Genomic DNA, 19,204 nt, shown 5'->3' on the forward strand with positions numbered 1-19,204 from the left:
TCATGTGGTTAGCCGCAATACAGCTAGTATCTGGCCGTCACTGGCAGGATAACCGGGAGCAGATCGCCGCTGAACTGGCGGCCTTGCCCAAAGAGCGGCCGCTGCTGGTGCTGTTGCCGGAGAACTTCGCCCTGTTTGGCGAACGGCAGGGTTATCTGGATGGGGCCGAGACCATAGGTGAGGGCCCGATCCAGCAGCAGCTGGCCGAATGGGCACGAGATTACGGCATCTGGCTGGTGGCCGGGGCTATGCCGACCACCATCGCAGGTTCCGACCATATCCACACCAGCTCGCTGGTGTTTGACCCCAGCGGTGAGCTCAGGGGCCACTACCACAAGATCCACCTGTTCGACGTGGATGTGGCGGACAATCACGGTCGCTACCGTGAGTCGGAGACCTTCAGCCCGGGGGAGGCGCCTGTGTTGGTGGACTCTCCCTTTGGTCCCCTCGGCCTCTCGATCTGTTATGATCTGCGCTTTCCCGAGCTCTACCGCCAGTTGGCCCGAGCCGGTGCCCGCGTGCTGCTGGTGCCTGCCGCCTTTACCGCCGTGACCGGCGAGGCGCACTGGGAGCCGCTGCTGCGTGCCCGAGCCATCGAAAACCAGTGCTACGTAGTTGCTGCCAATCAGGGCGGCACTCACGAGACGGGGCGCCAGACCTGGGGCCACAGCATGGTGATCGACCCATGGGGCCGAGTGCTGGCGAGCAAAGAGTGCGGGCGTGGCACCGTATTGGCGCAGATGGAGCCCGGGCTTATCGACGAATTGAAACGCACCATGCCAGTGCTGCAACACGCCCGTTTGCTCTGATGGTGTGGTGAAAAATTGAAACGCAGCCGTTTGTCCGTGCTGGAGCATGCCCGTTTGTTGTGATGGTGTGGCTTGTTGCCAACCCGTCGGCAAGACGATTTAAAACAGCTCGTTACGAGAGTGGAGAAGAAGATTGAGTCTATTGAGCCAGGTTAGTGCCTCCCTGTTGGCCCCCAACGACCTCGATGAAGGGCGCCTGCAGCAGTTGCTCGGCAGCCTGATGAGCCATCAGGTGGAGTTCGGCGATCTCTATTTCCAGCGCAGCTGGCACGAGTCCTGGATGCTGGAAGATGGCATCGTCAAGGATGGCAGCTACAACATCGATCAAGGGGTCGGGGTGCGCGCCGTCAGCGGCGAGAAGACCGGCTTCGCCTACTCGGACGAGCTGAGCCTGCTGGCGTTGCAACAGTCGGTGACTGCCGCTCGCGGCATCGCCGCAGCCGGGGCTCACGGCAAGGTGAAGGCATGGGCCCGCACCGAAACGAACCTGCTCTATCCGGCCATGGATCCGCTGCAGACCCTCGACAAGCATCAGAAGATCGCCCTGCTGGAGCAGATGGACAAGTTCGCCAGAAGTCTGGATCCCGCCATCAATCAGGTGATGGCCTCCATCAGCGGCGTCTACGAAGAGGTGCTGGTGGCCGCCACCGACGGCACCCTGGCCGCGGATGTGCGTCCGCTGGTGCGTCTGTCGGTGACGGTGATCGCCGAGAAGGGCGATCGCCGCGAGCGTGGCAGTGCCGGTGGCGGCGGGCGCTTTGGTTACGACTGGTTCCTCGAACTGGACGGGCTGGAGAGCCGCGCCTTTGGCTATGTGCGTGAAGCTGTGCGTCAGGCGCTGGTCAATCTGGAAGCCATCGACGCGCCAGCAGGCACCATGCCGGTGGTGCTGGGCTCCGGCTGGCCCGGCGTGCTGCTGCACGAGGCGGTAGGTCATGGTCTGGAGGGGGATTTCAACCGCAAGGGATCTTCCGCATTTGCTGGCCGCATCGGCGAGCAGGTGGCCTCCAAGCACTGTACCATCGTCGATGATGGCACCCTGCCGGGTCGGCGCGGCTCCGTCTCCATCGATGACGAGGGGACTCCGGGTGGCTACAACGTGCTGATTGAGAACGGTATCCTCAAGGGCTATCTGCAAGACAAGCAGAACGCTCGCCTGATGGGTGTGCCACTCACCGGCAACGGGCGCCGCGAATCCTACGCCGCCATGCCGATGCCGCGCATGACCAACACCTACATGCTGGCGGGCCAGTATGATCCGGCGGAGATCATCGCCTCGGTGAAGAAGGGCATTTACGCCCCCAACTTCGGTGGCGGCCAGGTGGACATCACCTCCGGCAAGTTTGTCTTCTCCGCCTCCGAGGCCTACCTCATCGAGGATGGCAAGATCACCGCTCCCATCAAGGGCGCGACCCTGATCGGCAACGGCCCTGAGGCGATGAGCCAGGTCTCCATGGTGGGTAGCGACCTTGCGCTGGATCGCGGGGTTGGCATCTGCGGCAAGGAGGGGCAGAGCGTGCCGGTCGGTGTCGGCCAGCCCACCCTCAAACTGGACCAGCTCACCGTGGGTGGCACGTCGTAGGTTTGGGTTAGCCGCGCAGCGGCGTAACCCGATGCATTCAAACCCCGGCTCTTGCCGGGGTTTTGCTATTCAGGGAACTACAGGCAATAAAAAGCCCCGGTCGTTGGACCGGGGCTGGCGGGTTATTCGGTATCAGTTGACGGATATGGCGCGTGCGTCGATGAAATAGCGAGCGTTACCCTGTTTGTCGATCTGGATTTTGGCAACCAGCTGCTCTTGATCTTTATATTCCCAGCGTTGCTCGATCTTGGCGAGGGATGGGCTCGCAATCCCAACCACGTTCAGGTACTCGTGAAACAGGCTATGGCTCCCTATTTCGGTCAGCATCTTGTCCATCTGCATACTCTCCTGAAGTTGAGTGGGTATTCATCAACAAACCTATCAGCGTCCATCTGAATACAGTCTGTATGAAAAACAAACTAACTCATTTGTGTGTCAATAACATGATCAGGGACAAGATCAGTGCAGATCGTCAGGGACTTTTTGATACCGTTTTCAATCAGAGCCGGTGGGCTTCTGCGGCAACTGATCAAACGTGCCGGAAGCCTTTGGTAGCGCCGGTGCGGTTTGCACGGTCTGGCCGCCGTGGAATACCGGATCCTGTGCCACTTCCTTGATGCCATTGATGCAAAACTGCATACCCATGCAGACCAGCAGGAAGCCCATGATGCGGGTCATGGCATCGATGCCGGTGGCGCCCAGGATCTTGCAGACCGGCTCCGCCAGCTTCAATACTCCCCAGCTGATCAGGCTCATCAGGGCAAACGCCGTTACCACACCGGCGTAGATGGTGATGCGGTTGTACTCATCAGGCAGCTCGGCAATCTGGGCGGCCCCGCTTATTACCAGCGCCATGGTACCTGGCCCGCACATGCTGGGCATGGTGAGCGGTACGAAGGCAATGCTCTGGTTTATATCGACCCCGCTCTGCTGGCTGGGGGCGGGGAACAGCATGCGAAAGCCGATAAAGCCGATGATGAGGCCACCGGCCAGACGCAAGCCCGGAATGGAGATCCCGAACAGATCCAGGATCGAGGATCCGATAAAGAAGGTGATGCAGAGGGTGCAGAACAGATAGATGGCGGCCAGATTGACCTGACGGCGCACGTGTTCGCGCGACATCCCCTTGCTCAGCCCCAGCAGCAGGGTGGCCGTGGTGGGTGGGTTGACCATGGGCAGCAGCGCCAGCAAGGTGAGTAATACGACCTGAAAGAACATCTTGAGCCTCGGATAAAGAGTTTGAAGCCATGGGGCGATGCGGGTGGCAGGCCCCAGAGGGAGGTTATCTTATGCTGGCGAAACTGAACATAAGCAGTACAAAAAAGCCCCGGCAGATACCGGGGCTTGTTGTTCGGGTCAGGCCGCTTGCGGCGCTTGCTGCTGCCGGATGGCCCGTTGCTGGAACCAGAGCCAGAGACCGATGGCGAAACCCAGCACTGACAGACTCACCACATAGTGGGAGGGGGCCAGCATGTCGCTCTTCATCCAGAGGGTAACCGCCATCGGGGTGAGGCCGCCGAAGATGGCGTAGGCCACGTTGTAGGAGAACGACAGACCGGAGAAGCGCACCACCGGCGGGAAGGCGTTGACCATCACGTAAGGCACGGCGCCGACAATCCCGACCGCAAAGCCTGCCAGCATGTAGAGCGGTACCAGCTGGCTCGTACCGGCCGCCAGACCGTGATAGAAGGCGTAGCTGGAGCCCGCCAGCAGCAGGGAGCCGAACATGAAGGTGAGACCGCTGCCCAGCAGGTCGATCAGTCGGCCATAGACGATGCAGCCGAGTGTCAGGGCCACGATGGCCAGCGAGTTGGCGGTCAGGGCGTCAGCCGGGCTGATGCCATAGACCTTCTGCAGATAGGTCGGGGTCATCAGGATCACCACCACGATACCGGCGGAGAGCAGCCAGGTGAGCAGCATGGAGACCACCACGCTGCTCTTGTGGTTGCGCAGTACCGACTTGAGGGGGAGCTCATCGGCCAGGGTCTTGTTGGCTTTCATCTCGGCGAAGACCGGGGTCTCGTGCAACCAGCGACGCAGGTACATGGCGACGATGCCGAAGATACCGCCCAGCAGGAAGGGCACTCGCCAGCCCCACTCGCTCACTTCGGCTGGTGTCAGGCTCTTGTTGACCGCAGTGGCGATCAGGGAGCCAAGCAGGATGCCGGCCGTCAATCCCGCCGTGAGCGTGCCGCAGGCGACCCCGACCCGACGGGCAGGGACGTGCTCGGCGACAAACACCCAGGCGCCCGGCACTTCACCGCCGATGGCGGCGCCTTGCAGGATCCGCAGTCCCAGCAGGGCGATGGGGGCGCCGATGCCGAGTACCGCATAGGTGGGCAGCAGACCGATCAGCAGGGTCGGCAGCGCCATCATGATGATGCTGAGGGTGAACATCCGCTTGCGACCGATGAGATCGCCAAAGTGGGCCATGATGATGCCGCCGAGTGGGCGGGCCAGATAACCGGCGGCGAAGATGCCGAAGGTCTGGAACTGGCGCAGCCACTCGGGAATATCTGCCGGGAAGAACAGCTCGCCGATGACCACGGCGAAGAAGACGAAGATGATGAAGTCGTAAAACTCCAGCGCGCCGCCGAGGGCAGCCAGACTCAGGGTTTTGTAATCCTGTCGATTGAGGGGGCGGGCGTGATCGTGTTGTTGTATGGTCGTGGTCATATCCGTATGTTTCCCATCGGTTTTTTTAGTTATTGTCACCCCGTACAAGGGGCATATACAGGTGATCGAGAGTATGCTGCCTGCCTCTTGTGTGTAAATCGCGCAATTCGCAACACTGTCTTGCATCTTTTTGGGGCAATCCGAATGCCCCGCTGGCGGAGGAATGATGGAAAAGAAGCGGGTACTGCTCTCCTGGAGCAGCGGCAAGGATTGCGCATGGGCACTGCATCAGTTGCGGCAAGATCCCGCCATCGAGGTGGTGGGGCTGTTTACCACCCTCAATCAGGCATTCGAGCGGGTGGCGATGCATGGGGTGCGCAAGCAACTGTTGACCGAGCAGGCCGCCTGCGTCGGGCTGCCCCTCATCACCATCGATCTGCCCTGGCCCTGCAGCAACGAGGATTACGCCCGCATCATGACCGGCTTTATCGCCGATGTGGTGGCACAGGGGATCCGCCATATGGCCTTTGGCGACTTGTTCCTTGAGGATGTGCGCGCCTACCGTGAAAAGCAGCTGGCAGGCACTGGCATCGAACCACTGTTCCCGCTGTGGGGCAGCAATACCCGTGAACTGGCGCCGCAGATGGTGGCCGCTGGGTTGAAGGCGCGGATCAGTGCTCTCGACCCGAACAAGCTGGATGCCAGCCTGGGGGGCCACGACTTTGACGAGGTGCTGCTGGCGGCGCTGCCGGAGGGGGTCGATCCGTGCGGCGAGAACGGCGAGTTTCACACCCTGGCCTATGATGGCCCCATGTTCTCCCGTCCGCTCGGCATTCGGGTCGGCGAGACAGTGCTGCGCGACGGCTTTGTCTTTACCGACCTGCTGCCAATCGAGGATTAATTATCGGGCGTCAAATGCTCCCTTTTGCAGGAGCATTCACAGATTTGAGAGGCTGGATGGGGGCACTATTGGCCCCCTCTTTTGATTGAAGACAACCTGCCTTATGAAACACATCTCTCGTCCGGCGCTGCTTGCCTCCTTGCTGGCTGCCGCCCTCTTTCTGCCTGCTGTGGCGGGTCAAGCCGCTACTGTTCAGCCAATCCCTGCCGGTGTCACCACCGTCACTCTGGCCCAGCAGGCGCCGATCCACTGGGTGTCGGTGGAGCAGATTGCCAAGAGCCTTGATGGATTGCCGCCGATGGCCGTCGGGTTTGATATCGACGATACCCTGCTCTTCTCCAGCCCGGGCTTTTATCGCGGCAAACAGGAGTTCTCGCCCAACGACGAGAGCTATCTGAAGAACCCTGCCTTCTGGGAGAAGATGAACAATGGCTGGGATGCGTTCAGCATGCCGAAAGAGGTGGGCAAGGCGCTCATCGCCATGCATCTCAAGCGCGGAGACCACATCTATTTCGTCACCGGCCGCTCGGCCACCAAGACCGAAACAGTGAGCCAGACCTTGCAGCAGACCATGAATATTCCGGCCGACCAGCTCAATCCGGTGATCTTCGCCGGTGATCAGCCGGGCCAGAACACCAAGGTGCAGTGGCTCAAGGATAAGCAGATGAAGATCTTCTACGGTGATTCTGATGGTGATATCAAAGCGGCGCAGGAGATCGGCGCTCGTGGCATCCGCCTGCTGCGGGCTGCTAACTCCAGCTACCAGCCAATGCCGCTGGCTGGCGCACTGGGTGAAGAGGTGATCATCAACTCCCAGTTCTGATCCACTGCGGATCCATGCAAAAAGGGCGGGGCCATTGGCACCCGCCCTTCTGTTTTTTGTGAGCCATGAAAAGGTTGGGCACCTTAACTCAGTTCACGGTATCAGTCAGCCCACGGCATCTCGGGCAGGCTGTCGAGGAACTCGCCATAGCGGGTCAGATTGAAGGGGCCCTGATCGGCCTCCATCGCCATCAGCTCGGCCCCGAGGGCGCAGGCGATATACTGCAGCGCCTCTTCCCGCGGCGTGCCCTTCATCACCAGTCGCATCAGGGTCGCCTTCACATGGGGCGGGTGACCATCGTTGAGCTGGTTCTCCACCATCTCCAGCAGCGCTGCTTCGTCAAAAAATTCTTGAGAGTCGTTCATGGGATATCCGCAACAGTGAATGTGGCGGCCAGTATAGCCTGAATGTGGCTAACACCTTGAACGACCAGCGAATAAACAATCCGGTGTGGCTGCAATTTGTTACCCATAATTAGGAGGAGTTTGCCAAGGCAAACAGGTTGGAACACAGATAACATGGATGGACACGCCTATGCCCACGATAGATTCCCTGCTGGCAGAGCCCCGGCTCCTGCCACAGATCCCGGAAGTGATGCGCGATTTGATCCAGACCTTCAATGAAAAGGATCCGGATCTGCTCAAGATCAGCAAGTTGATCAACAAGGACCCAGTCATCTCCGCCAAGCTGCTGCGCCTGGCCAATTCCGCCAAGTTCGGCAGTAGTCGCCAGATCGGCACCGTCAATGAAGCTGCGGTGCGGTTGGGGTTGGCAATGGTGCGTAACATGGTGCTGGCCTGCGGGCTCACCGAATCGGTCACTGCGGTTCCCGGCATTGATCTCAAACATTTCTGGGGCTGCGTCTTCAACGTGGCGGAGCTGGCGCGTCGTCTGGCGGTGAAGAAGGGGATGAAAGGGGATGAGGTCTTTACCTGCGCCCTGCTCTACGATCTCGGCCGCTTGGTGATGCACGTAGGCTTGCCGGAAAACACCGTCCATCACATTCACGATCTGGAGCTGCACAAGGGGCGGGCCAAGGCGGAAGAGCTGGTGGTTGGCTTCAACTATGCCCAGGTCGGGGCGGCCATGGCACGTTACTGGAAGTTCCCCGAGACCATCAGCAATGCGGTGGAGTATCATTACAACCCCATGCTGGCCAAGGAGTTCTCCGCCGAGGCAGGGTTGATCCATCTGGCGATCGTGCTGGCTGCGCAATCCGATGTGGGGGAAGAGGCGCCACCCGAGTGGCCCCATAAGGTGGCAGACGCGCTGGGGCTGAGCTGGGCCGATTGCGTCGCCCAGTTCACTGCACTGCGTGAGCAGGGTAATGGCTACGCTGGGTTGCTGGCTGCCTGAGCCCGTTTATCCCATCTCATCAGGGGCCAACGCGGCCCCTTTTTCATGGCCGATGGCGCCACAGGCTTGCCAGCCCGGGAGTGACGGGGCACTCTTTGCCCTTCACTTTCCGTTTGAGAGCCCTTGCCATGATTACCTCCTCCCGCCTGATCCTGCGCGAAATGATCGCCACCGATGCCCCCTTCATCCTTGAGCTGCTCAATGACGGCGACTTTTATCGCTACATCGGCGATCGGGGCATTCGCACCCTGGAGCAGGCGCAGGAGTATATCCAGCAGGGGCCGGCGGTCAGTTATGCCCGCTATGGTCACGGACTCTATCTGGTGGAGCGCAAGGAGGATGGTGCCAGCCTCGGTATCTGCGGTTTGATCAAGTGCGATACCCTGGAGCAGGTCGATATCGGTTATGCCTTCCTGCCGCAATATCGCGGTCAGGGCTACGCCATTGAAGCGGCGCAGGCCGCCCTTGTTGATGGCAAAAGCCGATTGGGGATTGGGCAGGTAGTTGCCATTGTCACTCCGGGTAACGAGCGATCCATCGTCCTGTTGGCCAAGCTGGGGCTGGTGCGCAGTCGACTGGTCAAGTTGAGCGAAGATGCCGATGAGTGCCTGCTGCTGGAGCAGTGATCAAGGTCAGAGAGCGGGAAAGCGAATGGCGAGGTGGCTGTCAGGCTGAGTGACAAGCAAGAGGCCGGGTCTGGCTAAAGGCGTGAGAGAAGCAAAGAGGCCGCCGTGAGTTGCGGCCTGTCTGCATCGGGCGCTGCCGGAGGGCAGGCAGGATCAGTTGAGGTCTTCGATGGAGAACTCGCCAGCGATACCATCACAGGAGATGGCGAAACCGCCGCTGAAGCGGGTGCTGAACTGGATCAGAAACGCATCATTGTCGTGCTCTTGCACAGGCAGGTTGATGGGCTTGCTACGACGCAGGGGCTTGTGTGTTTGTACTGCTTTCATCATGGTATTTCTCTATATAAATTAGGTGTTTGCTCCTTGTATTGGCAAATGTCAGGTCAATGGGCGCGGTCGATTGGGTGAACGACAAGCGCGCAGGAATACCCAGCCCGGTTAAGGGGCGTCTGCACTTTCAAGGAATATGCTGATGCATAAATCAAATTGGGTGGGCAGATCGGGTCTGCACCGTGAGAGCCGGGCAACGCAGGCAGACAGCCTGACGGTTCTCAAGGCGAGTAAATCAGAAGAAGGTTATGCGGGTACTGGCAGGATTCATCGTGAGGTGAAGCATTGCAGGATAAACATAAACAGGGCTGATTAACTAGCCGGCGCGCATTCTCTCCTCGAAATGAATAAAAAGCAAACAATAATTTGCCGATGTTGAAGTTAGTACGCTTTTCCTCTGTGTAATCAAGGGGCTATCAGCAGCAAATATTCGCATCTATCCGCCATAAAAAGAGGGCTCCCGACGGGAGCCCTCTCTCATTCTGCAATCAGCACAGTGGGCCGACTCAGTAGTCGCCACAGGCCTTTTTGGCAGCCGTGATCATCGGGGTGATGGTCATGCCTTGCACCACGATGGAGAACATCACCACTGAGTAGGTCATCACCAGGATGACCTCCCGCAGATCGACGCCATGTTCCGGGATCATCATGACGCCGGAGGGGAGTGCCAGTGCCATCGCCATGGCCAGACCACCGCGCAGGCCACCCCAGGTGAGGATCCGCACCGAGAAGGTGTTGTAATTGCGGAATCGGCGGAAAGCCACATAGGGCAGCGACACGCTGATAAAGCGGGCACCCAGGCAGAGCGGGACCGCAATGACCAGCAGGATCCAGTCACGCCAGGCGAGATCCAGCAGTACCAGCGCCAGACCGATCAGCAGGAACAGCAGAGCGTTGAGGAACTGGTCCATCAACTCCCAGAAGTGATCCAGGTGATGGCTGCTCTGCTCGGAGAAGCCGGAGTGACGGGTCCAGTTGCCGATCATGATGCCGGTGACCACCATGGCCAGTGCGCCGGAGACGCCGATCATGTTGGCAAAGGCGAAGCCGGCGGTCGGGATGCAGAGGGTCAGCAGCAGCTCCAATGAACCGTCATCGGTGGCGCTGATCATCACGTGGGCGATGAGGCCCAGCACGGCGCCGAACAGGATGCCGCCGAGGGCTTCGTGCAGGAACAGACCGGCCACGCTACCGAAGGTGGGTTCGACACCGCCAAAGGCGACGGCAAACACGGTAGCGAAGATGACGAGGCCAACACCATCGTTGAACAGGGATTCCCCTTCGATCTGGATGGCGATCTGGGGTGGCGCTTTCATCTTCTTGACGATGGCCAGTACGGCAATCGGGTCAGTGGGGGAGATCAGCGCGCCGAACAGCATGCAGTAGACCAGCGGCAATTCCCAGCCCAGCAGCTTGGCAATAAACCAGAAGCCGTAGCCGATGAGGAAGGTAGAGAGCAGGGTGGCAATGATGGCCAGAATGGTGATCTCCCACTTCTGGCTACGCAGCGCCTTGAGGTTGATGCCAAGGCCACCGGCGAACAGCAGGAAGCCCAGAATCCCCTTCAGCAGGAAGTTCTGGAAGTCGATGCTCTCCATGGTCTTGACGGCAAGAGGTTCCAGGTTGAACCAGCCCAGTTTGCCAAACAGCACCAGCAGTGCGGAGATCAGCATGGAGCCCGCAGTAATGGCGATGGTGGTCTGGATCTTCACAACATACTGGTTGGCAAAGGCGATAAAAATCGCCAACGCTGCCAGAAAACAGAGTGTGTAGTAGACGCTCATAGTTATTTTTTTCTCGTTGGTAGACAGCAAGCACGTATCCCTATGCAGGACGGGCATAGGTTACTCTCGGGCCCTATGTTACTCATTACCCATAAATGAGTATATGGTGGCGCATTTGGACTGATAGACGGCTAGATTTCCATTTCATTTGTTTGCTGTTAGGATGCTGTTTACGCAGTTGCATGGATGTAAGAGGAACACGCGGTGTCGAACGTAATGTCGAGCAGAGAGCCGAGCAAGCAGTCGGACGTAACAAAGAAGCTGGAAGCCTGCCTCAGGGAGCGGATCCTGATCATCGACGGGGCCATGGGCACCATGATCCAGGGCTACAAACTCGGGGAGGCGGATTATCGGGGTGAGCGGTTTGCCGACTGGCATACCGACATCAAGGGCAACAACGATCTGCTGGTGCTGACCCGTCCGGCGGTGATCCGCGAGATCCACGAGCAGTATTGCGCTGCCGGGGCCGACATTCTCGAGACCAACACCTTCAACGCCACTCGCATCGCCATGGCCGATTACGAGATGGAAGAGTTTTCCGCCGAGATCAACCGGGAAGCCGCCCGTCTGGCCCGCGCCGTGGCAGACGAGTGGACGGCAAAAGATCCCGCCAAGCCGCGCTTCGTGGCTGGGGTGTTGGGCCCTACCAACCGTACCGCCTCCATCTCGCCGGATGTGAACGATCCCGGCAAGCGTAACGTCACCTATGACCAGCTGGTGGCCGCCTACACCGAATCGACCCATGCCCTGATCGAGGGCGGCGCCGACATCATCCTGATCGAGACCATCTTCGATACCCTCAACGCCAAGGCTGCCGCCTTCGCGGTGGAAGGGGTGTTCGAGGCGCTGGGCTACAGCCTGCCGGTAATGATCTCCGGTACCATTACCGATGCCTCCGGTCGTACCCTCTCCGGCCAGACCACCGAAGCCTTCTACCATTCGCTGCGCCACGTCAAACCGGTCTCGTTCGGTCTCAACTGTGCGCTCGGGCCAGACGAGCTTCGCCAGTATGTGGAGGAGCTGTCTCGCATCAGCGAATCCTGCGTCAGCGCCCACCCCAACGCCGGTCTGCCCAATGCGTTCGGCGAGTACGACCTCGATGCCGTCGAGATGGCAGAGCATATCCGCGAATGGGCCCAGAGCGGCTTTCTCAATCTGGTCGGCGGTTGCTGCGGTACCACCCCGACCCATATTCGCGCCATGGCCGATGCCGTGGCGGGCATCAAGCCGCGCGTGTTGCCCGAGCTGGCGGTAGCCTGCCGCCTGTCGGGTCTCGAGCCCCTTATCATCACCCCCGAGTCCATGTTCGTGAACGTGGGTGAGCGCACCAACGTTACCGGTTCGGCCAAGTTCAAGCGGCTGATCAAGGAGGGGCTCTACGACGAGGCGCTCGACGTTGCCAAGCAGCAGGTGGAGAACGGCGCCCAGATCATCGATATCAACATGGACGAGGGGATGCTGGACGCCGAAGCGGCCATGGTGCGCTTTCTGAACCTCATCGCCGGTGAGCCGGACATCGCCCGGGTGCCTGTGATGATCGACTCCTCCAAGTGGGAGGTGCTGGAAGCGGGCCTCAAGTGCGTGCAGGGCAAGCCGGTGGTCAATTCCATCTCCATGAAAGAGGGGGAGGAGAAGTTCATTCAGCAGGCGAAACTGCTGCGCCGCTACGGCGCCGCCGTCATCGTGATGGCGTTCGATGAAGCGGGTCAGGCCGATACCCGCGCCCGCAAGTTCGAGATCTGCCAGCGCGCCTACCGGATCCTGGTTGATCAGGTCGGTTTCCCGCCGGAAGACATCATCTTCGACCCCAATATCTTCGCGGTAGCGACCGGCATCGACGAGCACAACAACTACGCGGTGGACTTCATCGAGGCGGTGAAGGACATCAAGACGCATCTGCCTCACGCCATGATCTCCGGCGGCGTCTCCAACGTCTCGTTTTCGTTTCGCGGCAACGAGCCGGTGCGCGAAGCCATTCACGCCGTCTTCCTCTACCACGCCATCAAGAACGGTATGGACATGGGGATCGTCAACGCCGGTCAGCTCGCCATCTATGAAGACATTCCGGCGGAGCTGAAAGAGAAGGTCGAGGCGGTGGTGCTCAACCTCAATGACAACGCCACCGAGGAGCTGCTGGCCATCGCCGAGAAGTATCGCGGTGCCGGTGCACAGGCTGAGGATCCGCGGGATCAGGAGTGGCGCAGCTGGCCGGTGGGCAAGCGGCTGGAGCACGCGCTGGTCAAGGGGATCACCGACTTTATCGAAGAGGATACCGAAGAGGCACGCGCTGGTGCCGAGAAGCCGCTGCACGTCATCGAAGGGCCGCTGATGGATGGCATGAATGTGGTCGGCGACCTGTTCGGTGCGGGCAAGATGTTCCTGCCGCAGGTGGTGAAATCAGCGCGGGTGATGAAGCGGGCGGTGGCCTATCTGCAGCCCTATATCGAGGCGGAAAAATCGGGCGGCTCCAGCAATGGCAAAATCGTGCTGGCGACCGTGAAAGGGGACGTGCACGACATCGGCAAGAACATCGTCGGGGTGGTGCTGCAGTGCAACAACTTCGAGATTGTCGACCTCGGGGTCATGGTCTCCTGCGAGACCATTCTCAAGACTGCGCGGGAGGTCGGCGCCGATATCATCGGGCTGTCGGGTCTCATCACCCCGTCGCTGGACGAGATGGTGCACGTGGCCAAAGAGATGGAGCGTCAGGGCTTCAAGCTGCCGCTGCTGATCGGCGGTGCCACCACCTCCAAGGCCCACACTGCGGTGAAGATCGAGCAGAACTACTCGGAGCCCGTGGTCTATGTCTCCAACGCCTCCCGCGCGGTGGGGGTGGCCCAGAGCCTGCTTAGTCCGGATCTGAAGGAGGCGTTTGTCGCCCGCATCGACAAGGAGTACGAGATCGCCCGGGATCAGCATGCCCGCAAGCAGCCGCGCTCCCGCCCGGTCAGTCTGGCCCACGCCCGCGCCAACCGGCATCAGCTGGATTGGGTTGGCTACCAGCCACCCAAGCCCCGCGAGCTCGGGGTGCAGAAGTTCGAAGATGTGGCCATTTCGGTACTGCGTCCCTACATCGACTGGACGCCGTTCTTCCTCAGCTGGGAGCTGGCGGGCAAGTATCCGCGCATCCTCGAGGACGAGATCATCGGCGAGGAAGCGACCAAGCTGTTTGCCGACGCCAACGCCATGCTGGATCAGCTGGAAAAGGATCAGAGCGTGCGCTGCGCCGGGGTGGTCGGCCTGTTCCCGGCCAACGCGGTAGGGGATAGCATCGAGGTCTACAGCGACGAGTCCCGCACCGAGGTCATCAAGGTGTTGCACCACCTGCGCCAGCAGAGCGAGAAGCAGGGCTTCCCCAACTACTGTCTGGCGGACTATGTGGCACCGAAAGAGAGCGGCAAACCCGACTGGATCGGCGCCTTCGCGGTGACCGGCGGTATCGGTGAGGAGGCCATCGCCAAGGCCTACAAGGCGCAGCACGATGACTACAACGCCATCCTTATTCAGGCGGTGTGCGACCGTCTGGCCGAAGCCTTTGCCGAGTATCTACACGAGCAGGTGCGAAAGCGGCACTGGGGTTATGCTCCCGACGAGGCCCTCAGCAACGAGGAGCTGATCCGCGAAAACTATCAGGGCATCCGTCCGGCCCCCGGTTATCCGGCCTGCCCGGAGCACACCGAGAAGGGGAGCATCTGGGAGCTGCTGAAGGTGGAGCAGGCTATCGGCATGCAGCTCACCGAATCCTACGCCATGTGGCCGGGTGCTGCGGTGTCGGGCTGGTACTTCTCCCACCCCGAGAGCAAATACTTCGCGGTGGCGCAGATCCAGCAAGATCAGGTGGAAGATTACGCCGTTCGCAAGGGGATGACGCTGGCAGAGGCCGAACGCTGGTTGGGGCCAAACCTGAACTGACTCCCGCGTGACACCGGTTGATCTTTAACGAGAAACGGCGGCATCCTTGCACGGGTTGAACAACCTGCGCAGAGCCGCCGTTTAACCTGTTGGTCATAGTGACAGGTTAGAGTGCTGTTTGGTGTGGTTTGTCTTGTTGTCAGGATAAACAATTGGCGTTGTCTTGGCGCTGTGGCACCTTATACTCTCCCGCCCCATCCTGCCCAGGCACAGCCTTCTAGCGGAATTGTCATGAAGATCGCCATTTTATCCCGTGAGCCGAAAAACTACTCCACCCGCCGTCTGGTCGAGGTGGCACAGGCGCGCGGTCATCAGGTAGAGGTGCTCGACACCCTGCGCTGCTATATGAATATCGCTTCCCACAACCCCTCCATTCACTACGAGGGTGGGGAGCTGGGAAGCTATGACGCCGTGATCCCGCGGATCGGGGCCAGCATTACCGCCTACGGCACCGCCGTGCTGCGCCAGTTCGAGATGATGAACACCATGGCCCTCAACAGCTCGGTGGCCATCAGCCGTTCCCGCGACAAGCTGCGGGCGATGCAACTGCTCTCCCGCCATGGCATCGGCCTGCCCATCACCGGCTATGCCCACAGCACCCACGACGTGCCCGACCTCATCACCATGGTGGGCGGGGCGCCGCTGGTGGTGAAGCTGCTGGAGGGAACCCAGGGGATTGGCGTGGTGCTCTGCGAGACTCAGAAGGCCGCCGAGAGCGTGATCGAGGCCTTTATCCAGACCAACAACAACATTCTGGTGCAGGAGTATATTCGCGAGGCCAATGGCGCCGACATCCGCTGTCTGGTGGTCAACGGCAAGGTGGTGGCCGCCATGCGCCGTCAGGCCCAGCCGGGGGAATTTCGCTCCAACCTGCACCGTGGCGGCACCGCCGAGGCGATCAAGATCACCCCGGAAGAGCGAGCCACCGCCGTGCAGGCTGCCAAGATCATGGGGCTAGATGTGGCGGGGGTCGATATCCTGCGCAGCGCCCGTGGCCCGCTGGTGCTGGAGGTCAACTCCTCCCCCGGCCTGCAAGGGGTGGAAGCTGCTTCCGGCAAGGATGTGGCCGGCAAGATCATCGAGTTCCTCGAACTCAAGGCGAGCCGCAAGAACAAACCGGCGGAGTGAGCCTCAGGCTTGCATCCGTCAGATAAAAACAGGGCGCCCTCGGGCGCCTTGTTGCTATCTGGCTGGTGGGTTGGCGGCGCCACTGCGCCCTCACCCTAACCCTCTCCCAAAGGGAGAGGGAACTGTTCGGCAGTGATCATCGCCAGCCGGGCGCTGAATACGCCATTCTCCAGCCGGGTGTCGATCTGCCAACCGAGTTTCTCGCAGATGCGCTGGATGATGGTGAGGCCACAGCCGTAGCCGAGGATCTGATCCGGCGCCGCCGCCGTCGGGTTGCTGATGGTGAGCACCGGGCCACACAGCTCGATGTCGATATGTCCTTCGGCATAGCTCAGGGCATTTTTCAGCAGGTTGCCGAGGGCGATTGCGAGCAGGGAGAGGGGGGCATTTACTTCGCTGCTCTCGTCCAGATTAAGCCGGATATCGAGTGCCTCCCGCTGCAACAGCGGAGCGAGGCGGGCCAGCTCCTGACGGATCAGCGGGGTGACCTGTTGCAGCGGTCGCTCCACTGCCTCCTTGCGGCCCAGTAGCAGGAAGGTCTCGGTGAGCAGCGCCATCTCGTCGGCGGCGGCGCGGATGCGGGTGGTGGCGCGGGCGGCCGGTGCGGGTAAGTCCGTCACCTTGCCGAGCAGGGCCGCCGAGCCCTGGATCACCATGTTGGGGGTGCGCAGCTCGTGGCTGGCGAAACGGCTGAACTCCTGCTCGCGGGCGAACACTGCGCTCACCTCCTGTTTACCGGCCAACAGTGCCAGTTCGATATCGCGCAGCTCCTGCCAGGGGGCGTCGGGCTCGAAATCCGCCTGATCCGGGGTGAGGTGGGCGACCCTGTGCTGCAGCCGTTGCAGCGGCCCCGTGATATGACGTACCAGCCAGATGCCGAAGCCGAGGCAGGCGAGCAGCAGCGCCAGCCCGATCAGCCGGGTCGCCAGATGCAGCTTGTCTTCGTAGGGGTCTAGGTAGTCGTCGGCATCGTCGTTGAAGACCAGATAGAGCAGTCCCTCGCCGGAGGGGTGACGGGCCACCAGAAAGTGTTTGTCCTCCTTGCCCAGCTGGTGCTCGAAAAAGCCGGGGGTCTGGTAGGGCTTCAGCCACTTCAGCAGGCGGCCCGCCTCGGTCCAGTAGCTGGAGAACTGTCTGGGGCTCGGCGCGGCCGCCGCCGGGCCGAGTCGCAGCCAGTCATCGCTGTAGCGGGTCACTTCGGCTTCCAGCCAGTGGCGCAGGCTCAGCTCCTCCATCTTGTCCTCGGCCACCAGCATCAGGCCGGAGAGCAGGATCAGCAGCACCACCCCGGCGCCGCCGAGCGCCATGATCAGGCGGCGGCGCAGGCTCGGCAGACTCATGCGCTCACCAGTCGGTAGCCCTGACCGTGGAGGGTTTCCAGCATGGGAGTGGGGAAGGGCTTGTCGAGCGCGTTGCGCAGGGCGTAGATATGGCTGCGCAAGGCATCGGAGTCGGGCTCCTCATCCCCCCAGACGGTGTCGAGCACCTCCTGACGGCTGACGATGGCGGGGGCGCGGCGGGCCAGCAGGGCGAGGATTTGGAACGGGATCTTGCCGAGCTTGAGGGGCTCACCGGCGCGGGTGGCGCGGCCGCTGGCGACATCGACCGTCAGATCGCCAAAGCTGATGGCCCCCACATCGCCGCGCGGGCCACGCAGGCTCAGAGCTTGCAGTCGCACCTCCAGCTCCTCCATGGCGAACGGCTTGACCAGATAGTCATCCCCTCCCGCCTTGAAGCCCGCCAGCTTGTCTTCCAGGCTGTCGCGGGCGGTGAGAAACAGCACGGGAGTGGCAATCCCCTGCTCGCGCAGGCGCGCCACCGTGCTGAGGCCATCGAGGCGCGGCATCATCACATCCATGATGATGACGTCGAAACGCTGCTCCTCCAGCAGTTGCAGCGCCGCCTGACCGTGATAGGCACAATCGAGGCGGTGACCGGCCAGCTCCAGATAATCCATGATGGTTTCCGCCACCTGAGGATTGTCTTCCACTACCAAAATCTTCATGCTTTGCTCTCCTGGTTGGCGAGCGTTTCACGCTCTTTTCACACCGGATTCGGCATCCTGTTTGCCAGTGTAACCCCGAGGATCCCTGATGAAGAAGTCTCTCTGCGCCCTCCTGCTGTTGATCTTGTTGCCACTTGGCACCGCACAGGCGACCGAATTCAAACTGACCGGCCGCACCACCTGGCAGCTTGGCCAGTTGATGGTCAACGGCATGCCGTTCGTGATCGACGACCAGACCCGCTTCAAGGATTGGCTCAACGAGGATGATCTCGGCGGTACCTGGGTCGAGATGAAGGGGGTGGTGGAGAACGGCGTGCGCTATGTGCGCAAGGTCGAAGCCCTCGACGAAGATGACAAGGACGAGATGGAACTGGAGGGGCCGGTCGAAGGGGGGCGGATCTGGGGCTACACCACCTCGGACAACAGTCTGGCGCCGTTCGAAGGGCGCTGGCTCGAGCTGGAGTGCAAGTTTGACGGCATGCGCCTGAGCCGCTGCCGCGAGGATGACTGATCCGACCTCTGCGTTCCGATTAGAAATGCTCTCGAATGAAGCCCATGCTTGTCCAGCATGGGCTTTTTGTTCAGGGACGAACGAAGATGGAACAATCGAGAAAGTGGTGTGCATGGATGCTGGGTGTGCCGCTCTGGGCGGCGCAGGCGGGAGCCGACGAATTGTGGCTGGTGGAACTGGAGCACAGCGACGGCATCCGCCTGCAATTTCAGGGGGCCGAAGTGGAGCTGGGCAGTGCCGCCATCTGGCGGCAGGGGGAGATTTGGCCGCAGCCACTCAAACCCGGCGACCAGATCGCCCTGCTGGTGGCTAATGGCGTTGCCACCCGGATCGAGCTGCTGGCCGCCAGAGCCCCACTGGCCAATCAGCCCTGGCAGCGGGCGCAAGATCGCCTGCAATCCTTCGATGACCGGCAGCTCACGCTGGCCACCCTGGGCACTGTGCGACTCAATCCGCAGGTGCGCTGGGTCAACGGCTCGGCCGCCGATCTGCATGCCGGGAGCGAGCTGGTATTGATCCGTTCGGCGGATGGAATATTGCAGGGAATTGAAGTGATCAATCCGGAAGAGTAATTCAGCATCTTCTTATTTAATATGGTTTCACCATATTGTGGCAGCCATTAAATAATGACTGTCACAATATTTATGATTTATTCCTCAATAAAGTCATCGCTCTAATTATTTTCCTGTATCACCATTATTTTGTTTGTCATGGATGTTTTTTGGTGGTTTATTTTATTTGTGTCAGGTTTTGTCGGAGTCCATACCTGTCAAATGAAAAAGGATATTTCTACACAATAACAATTATCGTATGTCTGAAAG

Annotated in this window: 18 protein-coding genes; 10 read left to right on the forward strand and 8 right to left on the reverse strand. The window is 60.5% G+C overall.

The window, feature by feature from the left end; all coding sequences use genetic code 11:
• Window positions 1-2: 2 nt before the first annotated feature.
• Both ACTG1K_RS04835 and tldD read left to right on the forward strand, forming a co-directional pair.
• On the forward strand, window positions 3-809 hold the full coding sequence (locus tag ACTG1K_RS04835; protein WP_440004879.1) for a carbon-nitrogen hydrolase family protein: 807 nt from the start codon (window positions 3-5) through the stop codon (window positions 807-809).
• Window positions 810-942: 133 nt separating this feature from the next.
• Window positions 943-2,391 carry a metalloprotease TldD gene (gene tldD / locus ACTG1K_RS04840; protein WP_429059710.1) on the forward strand — a complete coding sequence of 483 codons (1,449 nt, stop codon included), beginning with the start codon at window positions 943-945 and terminating at the stop codon, window positions 2,389-2,391.
• Window positions 2,392-2,523: 132 nt separating this feature from the next.
• Here the strand turns inward: tldD and ACTG1K_RS04845 are convergent, their stop codons facing one another.
• The 3 genes from ACTG1K_RS04845 to ACTG1K_RS04855 form a co-directional block, all read right to left on the reverse strand.
• Window positions 2,524-2,727: a hypothetical protein gene (locus tag ACTG1K_RS04845; RefSeq protein ID WP_005340062.1), complete on the reverse strand. Its 204-nt coding sequence runs from the start codon at window positions 2,725-2,727 to the stop codon at window positions 2,524-2,526.
• A 159-nt stretch (window positions 2,728-2,886) separates the two neighbouring features.
• Window positions 2,887-3,609 (reverse strand): MarC family NAAT transporter, encoded by a 723-nt coding sequence (locus ACTG1K_RS04850; RefSeq protein WP_101531385.1) that lies wholly within the window; start codon window positions 3,607-3,609, stop codon window positions 2,887-2,889.
• Window positions 3,610-3,747: 138 nt separating this feature from the next.
• Window positions 3,748-5,067: an MFS transporter gene (locus ACTG1K_RS04855; RefSeq protein ID WP_101531384.1), complete on the reverse strand. Its 1,320-nt coding sequence runs from the start codon at window positions 5,065-5,067 to the stop codon at window positions 3,748-3,750.
• Between the two features lie 166 nt (window positions 5,068-5,233).
• Between ACTG1K_RS04855 and ACTG1K_RS04860 the strand changes: the two genes are divergently transcribed.
• Together ACTG1K_RS04860 and aphA are read left to right on the forward strand one after the other, a co-directional pair.
• Entirely contained in the window at window positions 5,234-5,908 is a 675-nt protein-coding gene (locus tag ACTG1K_RS04860) for an adenine nucleotide alpha hydrolase (RefSeq protein ID WP_139443100.1), read from the forward strand.
• A gap of 103 nt (window positions 5,909-6,011) precedes the next feature.
• Window positions 6,012-6,731 (forward strand): acid phosphatase AphA, encoded by a 720-nt coding sequence (aphA, locus tag ACTG1K_RS04865; RefSeq protein ID WP_440004880.1) that lies wholly within the window; start codon window positions 6,012-6,014, stop codon window positions 6,729-6,731.
• 101 nt (window positions 6,732-6,832) lie between these two features.
• Here the strand turns inward: aphA and ACTG1K_RS04870 are convergent, their stop codons facing one another.
• On the reverse strand, window positions 6,833-7,096 hold the full coding sequence (locus tag ACTG1K_RS04870) for a hypothetical protein (RefSeq protein ID WP_033135066.1): 264 nt from the start codon (window positions 7,094-7,096) through the stop codon (window positions 6,833-6,835).
• A gap of 169 nt (window positions 7,097-7,265) precedes the next feature.
• On the opposite strand from ACTG1K_RS04870, the gene ACTG1K_RS04875 reads away from it, so the two are divergent.
• Window positions 7,266-8,087, forward strand: coding sequence for an HDOD domain-containing protein (locus ACTG1K_RS04875; protein WP_440004881.1), 822 nt, complete (start codon window positions 7,266-7,268; stop codon window positions 8,085-8,087).
• A 128-nt stretch (window positions 8,088-8,215) separates the two neighbouring features.
• Complete coding sequence (locus ACTG1K_RS04880) at window positions 8,216-8,713, forward strand: GNAT family N-acetyltransferase (protein WP_440004882.1); 498 nt, start codon at window positions 8,216-8,218, stop codon at window positions 8,711-8,713.
• 153 nt (window positions 8,714-8,866) lie between these two features.
• On the opposite strand, the gene ACTG1K_RS04885 is transcribed toward ACTG1K_RS04880, so the two are convergent.
• Window positions 8,867-9,043 (reverse strand): hypothetical protein, encoded by a 177-nt coding sequence (locus ACTG1K_RS04885; protein ID WP_005340085.1) that lies wholly within the window; start codon window positions 9,041-9,043, stop codon window positions 8,867-8,869.
• 506 nt (window positions 9,044-9,549) lie between these two features.
• The gene (locus tag ACTG1K_RS04890; protein WP_019446508.1) at window positions 9,550-10,827 is read right to left on the reverse strand and encodes a cation:proton antiporter; all 1,278 of its coding nucleotides are present in this window, start codon (window positions 10,825-10,827) and stop codon (window positions 9,550-9,552) included.
• A 216-nt stretch (window positions 10,828-11,043) separates the two neighbouring features.
• On the opposite strand from ACTG1K_RS04890, the gene metH reads away from it, so the two are divergent.
• Entirely contained in the window at window positions 11,044-14,739 is a 3,696-nt protein-coding gene (gene metH, locus ACTG1K_RS04895; protein ID WP_101531378.1) for a methionine synthase, read from the forward strand.
• Window positions 14,740-14,970: 231 nt separating this feature from the next.
• Complete coding sequence (gene rimK, locus ACTG1K_RS04900; protein WP_005340088.1) at window positions 14,971-15,867, forward strand: 30S ribosomal protein S6--L-glutamate ligase; 897 nt, start codon at window positions 14,971-14,973, stop codon at window positions 15,865-15,867.
• A gap of 95 nt (window positions 15,868-15,962) precedes the next feature.
• On the opposite strand, the gene ACTG1K_RS04905 is transcribed toward rimK, so the two are convergent.
• The gene (locus ACTG1K_RS04905; RefSeq protein ID WP_440004883.1) at window positions 15,963-17,207 is read right to left on the reverse strand and encodes a sensor histidine kinase; all 1,245 of its coding nucleotides are present in this window, start codon (window positions 17,205-17,207) and stop codon (window positions 15,963-15,965) included.
• Window positions 17,204-17,872, reverse strand: coding sequence for a response regulator transcription factor (locus ACTG1K_RS04910; protein WP_019446511.1), 669 nt, complete (start codon window positions 17,870-17,872; stop codon window positions 17,204-17,206). The genes ACTG1K_RS04905 and ACTG1K_RS04910 overlap by 4 nt, the downstream gene beginning before the upstream one ends.
• A gap of 88 nt (window positions 17,873-17,960) precedes the next feature.
• Here ACTG1K_RS04910 and ACTG1K_RS04915 point away from each other — a divergent pair, with 88 nt between their 5' ends.
• Window positions 17,961-18,383 carry a hypothetical protein gene (locus ACTG1K_RS04915; RefSeq protein WP_258721587.1) on the forward strand — a complete coding sequence of 141 codons (423 nt, stop codon included), beginning with the start codon at window positions 17,961-17,963 and terminating at the stop codon, window positions 18,381-18,383.
• 86 nt (window positions 18,384-18,469) lie between these two features.
• Window positions 18,470-18,955, forward strand: coding sequence for a hypothetical protein (locus ACTG1K_RS04920; protein ID WP_440004884.1), 486 nt, complete (start codon window positions 18,470-18,472; stop codon window positions 18,953-18,955).
• Window positions 18,956-19,204: the final 249 nt, after the last annotated feature.

The sequence above is a fragment of the Aeromonas sp. 102P genome, from assembly GCF_051920345.1.
Lineage (GTDB): Bacteria > Pseudomonadota > Gammaproteobacteria > Enterobacterales > Aeromonadaceae > Aeromonas > Aeromonas veronii.